Annotated in this window: 12 protein-coding genes and 2 pseudogenes; 4 read left to right on the forward strand and 10 right to left on the reverse strand. The window is 72.2% G+C overall.

Annotation, left to right across the window (positions count from 1 at the left end; translation table 11 throughout):
- Positions 1 to 145: 145 nt before the first annotated feature.
- Both HDC93_RS38305 and HDC93_RS39300 read right to left on the reverse strand, forming a co-directional pair.
- Positions 146 to 616 (reverse strand): annotated as a pseudogene (locus tag HDC93_RS38305) (SAM-dependent methyltransferase); the annotation flags it as partial.
- Between the two features lie 217 nt (positions 617 to 833).
- Positions 834 to 1,115: pseudogene (locus tag HDC93_RS39300) on the reverse strand (acyltransferase domain-containing protein); the annotation flags it as partial.
- 144 nt (positions 1,116 to 1,259) lie between these two features.
- Here HDC93_RS39300 and HDC93_RS12275 point away from each other — a divergent pair.
- Complete coding sequence (locus tag HDC93_RS12275; RefSeq protein ID WP_185010031.1) at positions 1,260 to 1,523, forward strand: DUF6343 family protein; 264 nt, start codon at positions 1,260 to 1,262, stop codon at positions 1,521 to 1,523.
- Between the two features lie 19 nt (positions 1,524 to 1,542).
- On the opposite strand, the gene HDC93_RS12280 is transcribed toward HDC93_RS12275, so the two are convergent.
- The 4 genes from HDC93_RS12280 to rpsA form a co-directional block, all read right to left on the reverse strand.
- Complete coding sequence (locus HDC93_RS12280; protein WP_185010032.1) at positions 1,543 to 1,923, reverse strand: tetratricopeptide repeat protein; 381 nt, start codon at positions 1,921 to 1,923, stop codon at positions 1,543 to 1,545.
- Between the two features lie 50 nt (positions 1,924 to 1,973).
- Complete coding sequence (gene coaE / locus HDC93_RS12285) at positions 1,974 to 2,594, reverse strand: dephospho-CoA kinase (protein WP_185010033.1); 621 nt, start codon at positions 2,592 to 2,594, stop codon at positions 1,974 to 1,976.
- A gap of 57 nt (positions 2,595 to 2,651) precedes the next feature.
- Complete coding sequence (locus HDC93_RS12290) at positions 2,652 to 3,590, reverse strand: PAC2 family protein (protein ID WP_185010034.1); 939 nt, start codon at positions 3,588 to 3,590, stop codon at positions 2,652 to 2,654.
- A gap of 228 nt (positions 3,591 to 3,818) precedes the next feature.
- A complete protein-coding gene (gene rpsA, locus HDC93_RS12295; RefSeq protein WP_062926262.1) occupies positions 3,819 to 5,315 on the reverse strand; it encodes a 30S ribosomal protein S1 in 1,497 nt (498 codons plus the stop codon).
- Between the two features lie 315 nt (positions 5,316 to 5,630).
- Here rpsA and HDC93_RS12300 point away from each other — a divergent pair, with 315 nt between their 5' ends.
- The gene (locus HDC93_RS12300; RefSeq protein ID WP_185010035.1) at positions 5,631 to 6,491 is read left to right on the forward strand and encodes a class I SAM-dependent methyltransferase; all 861 of its coding nucleotides are present in this window, start codon (positions 5,631 to 5,633) and stop codon (positions 6,489 to 6,491) included.
- Positions 6,492 to 6,536: 45 nt separating this feature from the next.
- A complete protein-coding gene (hrpB, locus tag HDC93_RS12305; RefSeq protein ID WP_185010036.1) occupies positions 6,537 to 9,056 on the forward strand; it encodes an ATP-dependent helicase HrpB in 2,520 nt (839 codons plus the stop codon).
- On the opposite strand, the gene HDC93_RS12310 is transcribed toward hrpB, so the two are convergent.
- The 3 genes from HDC93_RS12310 to HDC93_RS12320 form a co-directional block, all read right to left on the reverse strand.
- Complete coding sequence (locus tag HDC93_RS12310; RefSeq protein WP_185010037.1) at positions 9,046 to 10,038, reverse strand: DUF3068 domain-containing protein; 993 nt, start codon at positions 10,036 to 10,038, stop codon at positions 9,046 to 9,048. The genes hrpB and HDC93_RS12310 overlap by 11 nt on opposite strands.
- Before the next feature lie 27 nt (positions 10,039 to 10,065).
- Positions 10,066 to 10,200 carry an SPW_0924 family protein gene (locus HDC93_RS12315; protein WP_107057886.1) on the reverse strand — a complete coding sequence of 45 codons (135 nt, stop codon included), beginning with the start codon at positions 10,198 to 10,200 and terminating at the stop codon, positions 10,066 to 10,068.
- A 314-nt stretch (positions 10,201 to 10,514) separates the two neighbouring features.
- Positions 10,515 to 12,263, reverse strand: coding sequence for a lytic transglycosylase domain-containing protein (locus HDC93_RS12320; RefSeq protein WP_185010038.1), 1,749 nt, complete (start codon positions 12,261 to 12,263; stop codon positions 10,515 to 10,517).
- Positions 12,264 to 12,604: 341 nt separating this feature from the next.
- On the opposite strand from HDC93_RS12320, the gene HDC93_RS12325 reads away from it, so the two are divergent.
- Positions 12,605 to 13,462 carry a DUF4184 family protein gene (locus HDC93_RS12325; protein WP_185010039.1) on the forward strand — a complete coding sequence of 286 codons (858 nt, stop codon included), beginning with the start codon at positions 12,605 to 12,607 and terminating at the stop codon, positions 13,460 to 13,462.
- Here HDC93_RS12325 and HDC93_RS39305 read toward each other — a convergent pair.
- Positions 13,380 to 14,108, reverse strand: coding sequence for a hypothetical protein (locus tag HDC93_RS39305; protein WP_185010040.1), 729 nt, complete (start codon positions 14,106 to 14,108; stop codon positions 13,380 to 13,382). The genes HDC93_RS12325 and HDC93_RS39305 overlap by 83 nt on opposite strands.
- Positions 14,109 to 14,527: the final 419 nt, after the last annotated feature.

Raw genomic sequence — 14,527 nt, forward strand, 5'->3', positions numbered from 1 at the left:
GTGCTGGTATCGGAGAGGTAGACCGGCCCGCGTCCCTGAACTCATCGCTGTCGGGGAAAACGTCGAGCGGAATGCCACCCGGCTCCCCACCTCATCGCCCCTCGGGGCAGTAGCCGTTGGAGCCTCTCCCCCCGGCCCGGCCCGCCTAGACCGCCACCGCCCGCACCCATATCCGGTCCTCCGTCAGATAGCGGTCCACCCTCAGGCCCGCCTCCGCCAGGGCCTCCTCGAACTACTCCTCGGTCAGGGGTCGTGCCCGGAACGTATGGGTCCAGACCGCGTCCGGGAACTCGTACTCCGCGCGGACCGAGTTGACCCCGTCGCCGAGCGGCTCCGCGGACGCGATCCGCACGGTGAAGCCGCTGGGATCCTTGCGCTCGCGCGGCACGTTGTCGTGGTAGTCCTCGCCCTCCCGCTGGATCAGCACGCAGCCGCCCTCCGCGACATGGCGCACGCAGGTGCGCAGCAGGCCCCGCCGCACCTCGACGTCCCCCGCGTGGACGGGGAACGACGCGAGCAGCAGCACGTCGAACGTCTCCCCCAGGTCGAGGTCCTCGATCGGGCTGCAGATCGTCCGCGCGCCGCGCACGCGCTCCAGCAGTGCGTGGGTCATGCGGCACGCCGGTGACAGCGCCCCGTGGAAGTCCGGGATGTGCACGCTGAGACAGGGCCTCCCCCGGTGCCGCGTCCAGCCCGGCCGCCGCCACCGCCCGCCCCGTCCGCTGCCCGAGGCGGGCCCGCTCGGACTGGAGCCGTCCCAGTGGGTACAGCTCACCGCGGAAGTGGTACGTGAGCCACTGCGGGACCTCCACCCCTCCGCTGCCACGCCGCCGTCGGTGGAACGCCATGTTCCGCCCCAGGTCGGCGAGGGTCCGGCGGCTGACATCGGCCGTGACACCCCGCTCGCGGTGATACGCGCGCGTATGGGGCAACGCCGCGACGAACACGAACACGGCGAAGTACCGGCCCAGCGCGGCCGGGGCTTCGGCGACGCGCTCGGCGAGCGGCACCTCGACGCCGACCTCGCCGATGTCCCGTACCAGGTCCTCGACACACTCCTCCAGGAGCCCCATCGCCCGGACATCCGCGGTGAGTGTCCGCCGCAGGGCGACCATGTCGTTGATGTCCTCGTGCGGCACCGCCAGATGGGCAGGATCTCGGGCAGTGCGTCGGCGTCCGGCAGCATGCGCGGCTCCCCGGTCGACCTTGGTGATCCCCCGCCACGAAGAGTACGTTGCAAGCAGGAGCGGCGATCGACGATGCGTACCGGCAGTGAACCGCGGACCGCGCGCAGTGCCCTGCGGGCGCGCTTCTGGCTGAGCCTGTGGGGGCTGGTCTGGGCGCTCTTCGGGACGGTGGCGTTCGCGATCGCCGGGAGGAACGGCTGGGCCATCGCCTGCGGCGTGCTGCTGCTGATCGTCACGATCGATCTGGCCGTCGTCCTGCGGCACATCCGCCAGGGCCCCCGCTACCAGCCCGGCCGCGACATCCCGCCCTACCGGCCGCCGGACGAACGCCCCTGATTCGGGCGGGAGCGACTGGTCACGAGTCGAAGCGCGCGGCCTTCAGGAATTCCGGGTTCGGATCCAGCGCGGCCGCCAGGCGGAAGTGGCGCCGCGCCTGCTCGGGACGGCCCTGGCGCTCGTAGGTGCGGGCGAGCGCGAAGTGCGCGAACGCGTTGTCCGGCTCCCGCTCCAGGACGATCTGGAACTCGAGCTCCGCCGGCCTCAGCTGCGCCGCCGCGAAGAAGGCCCGCGCCCGCAGCAGCCGGGCCGCGGTGTTCTCCGGGTGCGTGCCTATGACGCCGTCGAGCAGCTTCACCGCGCCCCGCGGGTCCCGGGCCGCGAGCAGTTGCTCGGCGGCACGGAAGTCGATGACGTGCGTCTCCGGGGTACGTCCGGTGGAACCGCTGGTCTCGGGCACGGCAGAGTCCTTCCCTCACTGCAGGGGTTCAATGCCCCCGCACAGTGCAGCTATTCCGCGGGAGAGGGCCGGGACGCCCGCGACCTGCGCACCAGCTCGGCCCACACGTCCTTCACGCGCTGCTCCAGCTCCTCCAGCGGGACGTCGTTGTCGATCACGATGTCCGCGATCTTGCGGCGCTGCTCGCGCGTCGCCTGGGCGGCCATCCGTGCCCGGGCGTCCTCCTCGGTCATGCCGCGCAGCCGTACGAGCCGGTCGAGCTGGGTCTCGGGGGCGGCGTCGACGACGATCACCAGGTCGTACAGCGGCGCCAGGCCGTTCTCCGTGAGGAGCGGGACGTCGTGGAGCACGACCGCGTCCTCGGCGGCGGCCTCCTCCAGTTCGCGGGAGCGGGCGCCCACCAGGGGGTGCACGATCGAGTTGAGGGTGGAGAGCTGCTCCGCGTCGGAGAAGACGATGGCGCCGAGGCGGGGCCGGTCCAGGCTGCCGTCGGCGGCGAGGATCTCCTCCCCGAAGGCCTCGACGACCGAGGCGAGCCCCGGCGTCCCCGGTGCGACGACCTCCCGCGCGATGCGGTCCGCGTCGATCAGCACGGCCCCGCACGCGACGAGCAGCCGTGACACCTCACTCTTGCCGGCACCGATGCCGCCGGTCAGGCCCACCTTCAGCATGTCCCGCAGCTTAGGCCCTGTCACTGACAGGGCCCTCGCCCGGGCCGCGTGACGGGATCAGTTGTCGCCTTCGCGTTCCGCCAGGAACTTCTCGAACTCCTGGCCGATCTCGTCCGCCGACGGGATGTCCACCGGCTCGGCGAGCATGTTGCCCCGGGTCTCGGCGCCCGCGACGGCGTCGTACTGGTGCTCCAGGCCCTCGATCAGGGCGCTGAGGTCCTCGTCGCCCTCGCGGATCTGCCGGTCGATCTCCGTCTGGGTGCGGTGGGCGTCCGAGCGCAGGGCGTGGGCGATGCCGGGCAGAACCAGTCCGGTCGCCGCCGTGATGGCTTCCAGGACCGTCAGGGCCGCGTCCGGGTACGGGGAGCGGGCGATGTAGTGCGGGACGTGGGCGGCCACGCCCAGCACGTCGTGCCCCGCCTGGAGCAGGCGGTACTCGACCAGGGACTCGGCGCTGCCGGGCACCTGCGCCTCCTCGAACGGGCTGGGGTGGCCCGGGACGAGGTCGGTGCGGTTGCCGTGCGGGGTGAGGCCCACGGGCCGGGTGTGCGGTACGCCCATGGGGATGCCGTGGAAGTTCACGGAGAGCCGGACGCCGAGCCGCTGCACGATCTGCTTCACGGCGGCGGCGAAGCGCTCCCACTCCACGTCCGGCTCGGGGCCGGACAGCAGCAGGAAGGGCGCGCCGGTGGCGTCCTGCACGAGCCGCACCTCGAGGGCGGGGTCCTCGTAGTCGGTCCAGCGGTCGCGCTTGAAGGTCAGCAGCGGGCGGCGGGCACGGTAGTCCACGAGCCGGTCGTGGTCGAAGCGGGCGACGACCTGGTGGGGCAGTGAGTCGAGCACCCGGTCGACGATCTGGTCGCCCGTCTCGCCGGCGTCGATGTATCCGTCGAAGTGGTAGAGCATGACAAGTCCGGCCGACTCCTGGGCGAGCGCCATGTCGACGACAGCCAGCCCCTTCGGCTCCCAGGCGTACAAACCCTGCGGATCAAGCACAGTGACCGCTCCTCCTCGTGTTCACCGTCCACAACGCCGTTGCGGGCGTGGGCATTCCCGTGGGAGGAGATTCATGATCTTGGGGGCGGGGGCAAGGCCCTTTCAGGGGCGCGGGGAACTGCGCGACAAACCCCCACGGCCCACGGCCGAACGACGGCCCGAAAACGCCAAAGGGCCGTACCTCGAAAGGTACGGCCCCTTGATCAGGAGCTACAGCTCAGTGGGCGTTCAGCTCTGCCCACCGGCCAGCTTCTCGCGCAGGGCGGCCAGCGCCTCGTCCGAGGCCAGCGCACCGGAGTTGTCCGGGCCCTCGGAGGAGTACGAGCCGCCACCACCGGACGCGGCCGGAGCGGCAGCCTCGCCACCCTCGGCAGCGGCCTTCTCGTCCGCCTCGCGGGACTTGATGACCTGCGCCTGGTGCTGCTCGAAGCGCTGCTGCGCCTCGGCGTACTGGGTCTCCCACGCCTCGCGCTGGGTCTCGTAGCCCTCGAGCCAGTCGTTGGTCTCGGGGTCGAAGCCCTCGGGGTAGATGTAGTTGCCCTGGTCGTCGTACGACGCGGCCATGCCGTAGAGCGTCGGGTCGAACTCGACCGAGGCCGGGTCCGAACCGAAGGACTCGTTGGCCTGCTTCAGCGAGAGGCTGATGCGACGGCGCTCGAGGTCGATGTCGATGACCTTGACGAAGATCTCGTCGTTGACCTGGACGACCTGCTCCGGGATCTCCACGTGGCGCTCGGCCAGCTCGGAGATGTGGACCAGACCCTCGATGCCCTCGTCCACGCGGACGAACGCACCGAACGGAACCAGCTTCGTGACCTTGCCGGGCACGACCTGGCCGATCTGGTGGGTGCGGGCGAACTGCTGCCACGGGTCTTCCTGGGTCGCCTTCAGCGACAGGGAGACACGCTCGCGGTCCATGTCGACGTCGAGGACCTCGACGGTGACTTCCTGGCCGACCTCGACAACCTCGGACGGGTGGTCGATGTGCTTCCAGGAGAGCTCGGAGACGTGGACCAGACCGTCGACGCCACCCAGGTCCACGAAGGCACCGAAGTTGACGATCGAGGAGACGACGCCGGAACGGACCTGACCCTTCTGGAGGGTCGTGAGGAACGTCTGGCGGACCTCGGACTGGGTCTGCTCCAGCCAGGCACGGCGGGACAGGACCACGTTGTTGCGGTTCTTGTCCAGCTCGATGATCTTGGCCTCGAGCTCCTTGCCCACGTAGGGCTGGAGGTCGCGAACGCGGCGCATCTCGACCAGGGAGGCCGGGAGGAAGCCACGGAGGCCGATGTCGAGGATGAGACCACCCTTGACGACCTCGATGACGGTACCGGTGACGATCCCGTCCTCTTCCTTGATCTTCTCGATGGTGCCCCAGGCACGCTCGTACTGGGCGCGCTTCTTCGAGAGGATCAGGCGGCCTTCCTTGTCCTCCTTCTGGAGAACAAGGGCCTCGATCTCGTCACCGACGGCGACGACCTCGTTCGGGTCGACGTCGTGCTTGATCGAGAGCTCGCGGCTCGGGATCACACCTTCGGTCTTGTAACCGATGTCGAGCAGGACCTCGTCCCGGTCGACCTTCACGATGACGCCGTCGACGATGTCGCCGTCGTTGAAGTACTTGATCGTCTCGTCGATCGCGGCGAGGAAGGCTTCCTCGTTACCGATGTCGTTGACCGCTACCTGCGGGGTGGTGGCGGTGGTCTCGGTGCTGCTCGTCATGTGGGAAAGGGCTCCGGTACGGACATTGAAGTCGTAGGTACTGCTACGCCGGGAGCCCGTTTCGCTCTGCAGAAGCCGGACAGCCAAGGAAGCGCCACTCAAAAACGGTGACGCCTCGACAACCGAGGGGACATACATACAGATGCGAGCGCAGCCTGCTACGTCTGAGGTGCGCAGGCCCGCAGCGCAACTTGTAGCATACGGGGGCAGCCGGGCAGGGTCAATGCGCGAAGCCGCCCACGCGGGGCGGATCGCCGCATACCCGGCACAAGTCATGTCGTTCGAGGCCACACAGGCCGAGCGACGCCCCCTTTTGTGCCACCGCCGGGGCCGGCTGGACGGAAGAGTACGACGAGGGAGCCGATCATCCAAGAGTCCGAAGCGTCCGAACCCGAGGCCACCCGGCGCGATGCCGATGTCACGGAAAGCTCCCGGGCCAATCGTGGCTGGTGGGACCGCAACGCGGACGAGTACCAGGTCGAGCACGGCACGTTCCTCGGCGACGACCGCTTCGTGTGGGGTCCCGAGGGTCTGGACGAGGTGGAGGCCGAACTGCTCGGCCCGCCGGAGGGGCTGAAGGGCCGGGACGTCCTGGAGATCGGCGCCGGCGCCGCCCAGTGCTCACGCTGGCTTACCGCCCAGGGTGCGCGCCCGGTCGCCCTGGACATCTCGCACCGGCAGCTGCAGCACGCGCTGCGCATCGGCGGTTCCTTCCCTCTGGTGTGCGCCGACGCCGGCGCGCTCCCCTTCGCGGACGGCTCCTTCGACCTGGCCTGCTCGGCGTACGGGGCGCTGCCCTTCGTCGCCGATCCGCGCCTGGTCCTGCGCGAGGTGCGCCGGGTGCTGCGGCCCGGGGGCCGTCTCGTCTTCTCGGTGACGCATCCGATCCGCTGGGCCTTCCCGGACGAGCCGGGGCCGGAGGGGCTCGCCGTGTCGGGCTCGTACTTCGACCGCACTCCTTATGTCGAGCAGGACGACGAGGGCCGGGCGGTCTACGTCGAGCACCACCGCACGCTGGGCGACCGCGTCCGCGACGTCGTCGCGTCGGGCTTCCGACTCGTCGACCTGGTGGAGCCGGAGTGGCCCGCGTGGAACACCTCCGAGTGGGGCGGCTGGTCACCGCTGCGCGGGAACCTGATCCCGGGTACGGCGATCTTCGTGTGCGAGCGCGACTGAGCACGCGCGCGTGGGACCTCGTCCCGGGCGTACGACACTGAGGGCGTGATCCGTTACGACGCCCTGGAGTCCCTGCCCGTACGCGGCGCCCTGCCCGCCCTGGACGACGCCCTGGAGGGGCACGGCACCGCCGTCCTCGTGGCGCCGCCCGGCACCGGCAAGACGACCCTGGTGCCGCTCGCGCTGGCGGGACTGCTCGGGGAGGGGCCCGGGCGGCGGGTGGTCGTGGCCGAGCCGCGGCGGATCGCGGCCCGGGCCGCGGCGCGGCGGATGGCGTGGCTGCTGGGCGAGAGGCCCGGTGAGAGCGTCGGCCACACCGTGCGCGGGGAGCGGGTCGTCGGGCGGCACACGCGCGTGGAGGTCGTCACGACCGGTGTGCTGGTGCAGCGGCTGCAACGCGACCAGGAGCTCTCCGGTGTCGACGTGGTGGTGCTCGACGAGTGCCACGAGCGGCACCTGGACGCGGACACGGCGGCGGCGTTCCTGTGGGACGTGCGGCAGACCCTGCGCCCGGAGCTGCGGCTGGTGGCCGCCTCGGCGACGACCGACGCGCAGGGGTGGGCGCGGCTGCTGGGCGGGGCGCCGGTGGTCGAGGCGCGCGGCACGGCCCATCCGGTGGAGGCCGTGTGGGCGCCACCGGTGCGGCCCGTGCGCCCGCCGCACGGGATGCGGGTCGACCCGGCCCTCCTGACCCATGTGGCGTCCGTGGTGCGGCGGGCGCTGGCCGAGCGGGACGGGGACGTGCTGTGTTTCCTGCCGGGCGTGGGCGAGATCGCCCGGGTCGCCGGGCGGCTCGGCGGACTCGGTGACGTCGAGGTGCTCCAGGTGCACGGGCGGGCGCCGGCGGCGGTGCAGGACGCGGTGCTGGCGCCCGGGGAGCGGCGGCGGGTCGTGCTGGCCACGTCCGTCGCGGAGTCGTCGCTGACCGTGCCCGGGGTGCGGGTGGTCGTGGACGCGGGGCTGGCGCGTGAGCCGCGGGTGGACCACGCGCGCGGGCTGAGCGCGCTGACGACGGTACGGGCCTCCCAGGCGGCCGGGCGGCAGCGGGCGGGGCGGGCCGGGCGTGAGGCGCCGGGGGCGGTGTACCGCTGCTGGGCGGAGGCCGAGGACACGCGGCTGCCGCGGTATCCGTCGCCGGAGATCAAGGTGGCCGACCTGACGGCGTTCGCGTTGCAGGTGGCGTGCTGGGGGGATCCGGACGCGTCCGGTCTGGCGCTGCTGGACGGCCCGCCGAGCGGAGCCATGGCGGCGGCGCGGGAGGTCCTGACGGCGGTGGGGGCGGTGGACTCCGCCGGGCGGGCCACGGAGCGGGGTGTCGCCCTGTCCCGGCTGGGACTGCATCCACGGCTGGGCCGGGCGCTGCTGGACGGGTCCGGCCTGGTCGGGGCGGAACGGGCCGCCGAGGTCATCGCGCTGCTCAGCGAGGAGGCTCCGCGGGAGTACGGGGACGACCTGGCGGGCGCGTTGCGCCGTGCTCGGCGTGGGGGTGACGCCTACGCGTCGCGGTGGCGGAGTGAGGTCCGGCGGCTGAGGGCCGTCGTTTCCGGTGTGCCGTACCAGGCGGCGGACGCGCAGACGCGGGCGGGTCTCTCCGAGGAGCAGCAGGCCGGGCTCGTGGCCGCTCTCGCCTTTCCCGAGCGGGTCGCCAAGGCCGACGGCGGGTCCTGTCTCATGGCATCCGGGACCCGCGCCGAGGTCGGCGCCGGCAGCGCGCTGCACGGTTCCCCCTGGATCGCCGTCGCCATGGCCGACCGGCCCGTCGGCAGGGGGCACGCGCGGGTGCAGCTCGGGGCGGTCGTCGACGAGGAGACGGCCCGCGTCGCGGCGGGGGCTCTGCTGGAGGAGCGGGACGAGGTCCGCTGGGACGGCGGGGACGTCGTGGCGCGGCGGGTGGAGCGGCTGGGGGCCATCGAGGTGACGGTGCGGGCACTGAAGGACGCCGGTCCCGGGCTCGTGCGCGACGCGTTGCTCGACGGGCTGCGTCGGGAGGGGTTCGGGCTGTTGCGGTGGTCCGCGGAGGCCGATGCGCTGCGGCAGCGGCTCCGCTTCCTGCGGCTGCACCTCGGTGCGCCCTGGCCGGACGTGTCCGATGACGCGCTGCACGCGCGCGTGGAGGAGTGGCTGGAGCCGGAGCTCGGCCGGGCGCGGCGGCGGGCCGATCTGGCGCGGATCGATGCCGGGGAGGCGCTCGCCCGGCTGCTGCCCTGGGCTTGTGGGGAGGCGGGGCGGCTCGACGAGCTGGCTCCGGAGCGGATGACCGTGCCGAGCGGGTCGAGGATCCGGATCGACTACTCCCGGCCCGAGCAGCCCGTGCTGGCGGTGAAGCTGCAGGAGATGTTCGGGCTGCACGAGTCGCCCCGGGTCGCCGGGGTGCCGCTGCTCGTGCACCTGCTGTCCCCGGCCGGGCGGCCGGCCGCCGTCACCGCCGACCTCGCCTCGTTCTGGCGGGACGGCTACAAGGGCGTGCGGGCGGAACTGCGGGGGCGGTATCCCAAGCATCCGTGGCCCGAGGACCCGGCCTCCGCCGAGCCGACCCGGCACACCAACGCGCGGCTCAGGCGCTGACCGACGGTACTTCCTCGGCCTCCGAGGGGGCCGAGGCCGCGGGGCGGCGGTCGCGGGCCTCCACGTACAGCGCGAGGGCGAGCAGGAGGACGCCGAGGGTCAGGAAGCCCCACGGCAGGTAGGACGTCAGCAGCGCGATGAGCAGGCGCTGGGACTTCACCAGATCGACGGTGTGCGTGATGTAGTCCTCGCGCATCTTCACGTGGCCGGCGAACGCGGTCACCTTCTCGCGGTCGCCGAGGAGGGTGCCGCCGCGCAGTTCCTCCTTGTGGATCTCCTCGCCGTACACGGGGGCTCCGGTGAGGGGTTCGACCCAGAACCTGCGGACCGTGGTGTACCAGCGTGTCGTGCCGGTCCGTTCCACCGCCTCGGGGGTGAGGCCCTCGACGGGCAGGGTCTTCGGGATCTTCACCTCGGTCCAGGGGATGGTCTGCTCGAAGTAGTAGACCTCCAGGCCGCGGAAGTCCTGGGTGCCCCTGTACGTGATGGGCGCGGTGACGCGGGCCTGGGCGTCGAAGTACTCGTAGTCCCGCTTCCCGGTCAGGAAGGGCCATTTGAACTCGATGCCCTGGCGGCGCACCGGGTCTCCGTCGACCATCTCGCCGGTGGCGTGGACGGGTTCCTGGGTGTGGGCGTCGAAGATGTAGCGCTCGGGGATCCTGGAGACCATCGTGCCGTCGGGGCCGACGACGTAGGACAGGCCGTCCCAGACGACGACGTCCCGGCCGGCCGACTCCTCGATCCGCTCGGATGCCTCCACGTCGCCCTTGAGCGTCTGGACGATGGTGACCTTCGAGACCTTCTTCGCCTTCATCGTGCCGTAGTCGAGGAGGGTGGCGTCCTTCGCCTCCAGCACCATGTCCTGGTACTGGTTCGCGGGGACCTTGGCGAGACGGGGGAAGGCGTACCAGCGCAGCAGCGGGGACAGGGCCGCGAAGAACACGGCGAAGGCTAGCAGGACCAGGCCGGCCTTGCGGCGCATCTCGGCCTCCCTCCCGGGCGGGGGCGGTCAGGGGTGTGCGGGCACGGTCGTCAGCAGCGGCTTCGGAGATGTCCCGCCCGAGGGGGAGCCGAGGGCGGTCAGCGTCAGGACCACGGCGAACGCGAGGGCGAGACCGGCGGCGGCGGCGATGAGGGCGCGCATACGGAGCCTCCCCACGGGTCTGGACGGCCAGAACTGATGCACCGTCAGGTTGTTCGGCACCGTAGCAACGCGCGGCGGAGATGAGAACACGTTGCACACACAACGACGCCCCTCCTTATAAGGGGTCCTTTCACTATGAGCGTCCGATCAGGGCGCGTGGTCTGGTGCCGTGCGTCGCAAGGCGCCGGGAAGCCCTAGTAGCTCCGCTACGAGGGCTTTTCGGCAACGCGGCGAGGTGCGGTGCCAGGCCGCGCGACCCGGACGGGCATAGTGAAAGGACCCCTAAGAGGGGCGTCGCCTGTCGTACCTGAGAGCTACGCGCTCGGGCTGGCCGACGGGCTCGGCGAGGACGTCTCGGCCGCCGCGACGGTCAGTTCGACGGTGAGTGTCGCGCCGCCTGCCGTGGTGACACGGAGCAGGAAGGTGCCGGTCGTGTCGTCCGCGTACAGCTTGGGCAGCTTCAGCAGGCCCTCGGTGTCCGTCTTGAGGCCCGTGAGGGTCCGGACGGTCTTGCCGTCGGTGTCCTTGAAGTAGGGGCCCTTGTCGGTGACGGTCGGGTCGTCCGCCGACTTGATCAGCGTGGCTGTGGCGGCGACACCGCCGGCGACGGCGCCCTTGTACGTGGCCTTCACCTCGACCTGGTTCACGAACGTGCCGCCCGGGGCGCAGGTCAGCGCGGCGTCACCGGTGCGGGCGAGGGCGTCGGCGGCGCGCTCGGTGACGGTGGCCTTGTAGTCGAGGCCCGGGACGGCACGGCCCACCACAGTGGCGCGGACGGTGACGGTCCCGGTCTTCTCCCCCGCCTGCAGGGCGGGCGCCACGGCCACGCCGGAGCTGTTGGTGGCGACCGTGGCCACGTCCTCGCCGCCAGTGAAGGTGGTGTCCGTGTCGCCGACGATCGTGAAGCGGACCCTGACCTTGGCGACGGCCTTGCCGGCCTCCGTCTCGGCGCGGGTGCTGATCCGCCGGCCGAACGCGTCGCCGGCCATGGCGGTGAGCTTCGCGGTTCCGGCGTCCTCCAGGTGGTCCACCGTGTCGGTGGGGGTGGGAGGCGTGGTGGGCGGCGCGGACGGGGTGCCGGGCGGTGTGGTGGGCGGCTTCGGGGTCGTCGTGCCGCCACCGCCGGGCTTCTGGGGCGTGTCGGGCTTCTCGGGCTTGGGGCCGGGCTTGGGCGTCGAGCCGGCCGGGTTCGTCGCACCCGGGACGGTGGGTGTCGGGCTCGCGCCCGCGCCGTCGTCGCTGCGGTTGTCGGGGAGCGTGCCGGTGCCGTCCGGGACCTCGTGCGTGCCCTTGCGGTAGTACTCCAGCCACCTCATGACGAGGTTCAGGTAGTCCCGCGAGTTGTTGTAGCTGAGGATCGCCCGGTCGAGGTCGCCCTGCTGGGACAGGTCCCAGTTGTTGCGGCACAGGTAGTGGCCGGCGGCGAGCGCGGCGTCGTAGATGTTGTTGGGGTCCTTCTTGCCGTCGTCGTTGCCGTCGCGGCCGGCCCAGGCCCAGGTGGAGGGGATGAACTGCATGGGGCCGACGGCCTGGTCGTACGAGCTGTTGCCGTCGTACGCCCCGTCGTCGGTGTCCTTGATGAGGGCGAAGCCGTTGCCGTCGAGCTGCGGGCCCAGGATCTTCTTGATGGTGGTGCCGTCGGCGTCGACGCGGCCGCCACGGGCCTGTCCCGACTCCACCCGGCCGATGGCCGCGAGGAGTTGCCAGGGCAGGTTGCAGCCGGGCTTGGCCTCGCGCAGCGCGGTCTCGGCCTTCTTGTAGGCGTCGAGGACGGTCGCGGGGATGCCGGACTCCGTGGTGCCCGTGCCGCCGGGGGCGGGGCCCGTGGGCGGCGACGGGTTCGGGCTCTTGAGCGGGGGCAGGTCCGTGTAGTACGGCGAATTGCCGGTGGCGCTGCCGTCGGAGGCACTCGCTTCGGGGGACGGGGTGGCGTCGGCAGCGGTCTGTCTGCCGTGGTCGTTCACGCCCGGAGCCTGGGAGGCGGACAGGGCCGCGACCGCTACCGCGGCCACGGCGGTGGTCGCCGCCCCCTTGCGCAGCCTCCTGCCGAATTGCGCCGCCATAGAGTGAACCCCTCCCGTGGACGCCCGAGCGTCCGGTCTACGTCTGCAGTGTTCGCCCTGTTGTGACGATCCAACCGCCCGAGGGGTTGCCCTCCGACGGTCACAACTCTGTTCACTTGCGCGCTCTGCTCTTTACCGCGGTCACGTGTTCGACGCGCTCCCCGCGCGGCGACTCTGGCGACCCTACGACAACTTCCTTTGCACGGGCACCCGTTCGTGACCGTTTTTCACCAGTTGGTCATGTCCGCTGGTGACGCCGTCGACCTGGTGGCATCCCGCATACTGGGCGACTGACCGCCGGGCCTCCCCGCCCGGCGCAACGACCGTCGCGAGGAGTCGAGTTGCCGTTCACGCTGAGCCATGCGGCAGCCGTACTGCCCGCCGTCCGCACCGACGGCACCGCCCGGGGCACGCTGGTGCCCGCGGTGCTCGTGGCGGGGTCCTTCGCGCCCGACATGACCTACTACGCGGCGAGTGCGCTGTCCGGGGCGATGGAGTTCGGCGACATCACGCACTCGGTGCCGGGCGTCTTCACGGTCGATGTGCTCATCGCCTGGACGCTGGTGGGGTTGTGGCTGCTGATGCGTGAGCCGCTCGTCGCGTTGCTGCCGCGGGCCCGGCAGGGGCGGGTGGCGGTCCTGCTGCGGTGCGGGGCGCCCCGCGCGCGGGTGCGGCCGTCGCTGGTGGCGCGGTGGTACGCGTCCGCGGCACTCGGGGCGCTGACCCATGTGGTGTGGGACGCGTTCACGCATCTCGACCGGTGGGGCATGCGGGTGTTTCCGGTGCTGGGCCGGGAGGTGGCCGGCTCACCGCTGTACTGGTACCTGCAGTACGGGGGTTCGGCGGTGGCCGCTGTCGTGATCGCCGTGTTCGTGGCGCGCGCGCTGCGGCGGGCGCCGGTGTGCGAGCCGGTGGGTGTTCCCGTGCTGGCGGCACGGGACCGCTGGGCGGCCGCTGCCGTCGTCGGCGGCTTCGCGCTGGCGGGCGTGGTGCAGCGGGCGTGGCGGTGGTGGGCGTACTGGGGCTCGGCCGCGAAGCCCTGGGAGATCATTCCGACGGTGTGCTTCGGTGCGGGCGCGGGACTCGGCCCGGCGCTGCTGCTGTACGCCGTGGGGGTCAGGGTGCTGCGTCCGGTTCCGGTCCCCGCCGGTCCTGCCCCTGTCGCCGAGACGGAGCCGAGCCGCCCGGCCGCTCGCTGAGGACGCTGTCGGTCGTCGTGATGTACACGGTGATGGTGGTGTGCGCGGGGCGGGGGCGCGGGAGCAGGGTGAGGACGAGGGCCAGGTAGCCGCGGGCCAGTCGGGCCCAGGGGCGGGAGGGTTTGCCCGGGGGTTCGGGGCTGCAGGGGGGCCGGGCCCCGGCGGGGACGTTGCCGGTGACGGCGGCCAGATCGGCAACGGTCAGCGTGCCGTCCTCGCCGATGACACCGGCGAGGACGGCCAGAGCGTCGGTGCCGGTGAGGCCGGTGAGGCCGGTGAGGCCGGTGAGGCCGGTGAGGGCAGCGAGAGCTTCCGTGTCGGCGAGACCCGTCAGCGCGGACAGGGCATCGGTGTCCGCGAGACCGGTGAGGGCGGCCAGCGCTTCGGTGCCGGCGAGGGCAGAAGCGGTGCTCAGGTCGTCCGCGCCCGGAAGAGCCGTCGCGGCGGTCAGGGCGCCGGTGTCGGCGGAGCCGGTGGGGCGCCGTCCGCGGGTGACCAGGTGTTGCCGGAGGTCCGCCGTCGCGTGGCGCAGAGCCGAGGTGAAAGTGACGGGGACGCGAACCGTACTCGCGGCGGCCTCGAACGCCGGTCCCGGCGGCAATGCCACGCCTGATGCCGTGCGGCTGAGGAGCGTGCGTATACCCATGCCCCGCATCTTTGCGAGCGCGGGGGGCGGAGGCGCCTTCTCGGGGTCCACGCGAGTGACGGATCAGTGAGGGCGGCGGCCCGGTGGCCGGGACCAGGCCGCAAGCGCCCGGGCCCTTGGAGGGCCGGCCGGGGCGGGGCGGGTGACCGGAGCGGCGCAAGTGACCGGGGCGAACCGGGGCCCGGCTCAGGCAAGACTCCCACGCCCCATCTCAGGCGGGCCGACGCCCCCGGGCCCGGGCGCAACCTCGGCACCCCAGGCCAAGGCGGGGACCCCCGACACCTCCGGCTCAGGCGAACCGGGGCCCGGCTCAGGCAAGACTCCCACGCCCCATCTCAGGCGAGCCGACGCCCCCGGGCCCGGGCGCAACCTCGGCACCCCAGGCCAAGGCGGGGACCCCCGACACCTCCGGCTCAGGC

The organism is Streptomyces sp. AK010, assembly GCF_014207295.1.
GTDB lineage: Bacteria > Actinomycetota > Actinomycetes > Streptomycetales > Streptomycetaceae > Streptomyces > Streptomyces massasporeus.

Coding starts and splice junctions, on each gene's coding strand:
- HDC93_RS12275 (WP_185010031.1), top strand. CDS start 1,260: ATGCGTACCGGCAGTGAACCGCGGACCGCGCGCAGTGCCCTGCGGGCG.
- HDC93_RS12320 (WP_185010038.1), bottom strand. CDS start 12,263: ATGGCGGCGCAATTCGGCAGGAGGCTGCGCAAGGGGGCGGCGACCACC.
- HDC93_RS12310 (WP_185010037.1), bottom strand. CDS start 10,038: ATGCGCCGCAAGGCCGGCCTGGTCCTGCTAGCCTTCGCCGTGTTCTTC.
- HDC93_RS39305 (WP_185010040.1), bottom strand. CDS start 14,108: ATGGGTATACGCACGCTCCTCAGCCGCACGGCATCAGGCGTGGCATTG.
- coaE (WP_185010033.1), bottom strand. CDS start 2,594: ATGCTGAAGGTGGGCCTGACCGGCGGCATCGGTGCCGGCAAGAGTGAG.
- HDC93_RS12315 (WP_107057886.1), bottom strand. CDS start 10,200: ATGCGCGCCCTCATCGCCGCCGCCGCCGGTCTCGCCCTCGCGTTCGCC.
- rpsA (WP_062926262.1), bottom strand. CDS start 5,315: ATGACGAGCAGCACCGAGACCACCGCCACCACCCCGCAGGTAGCGGTC.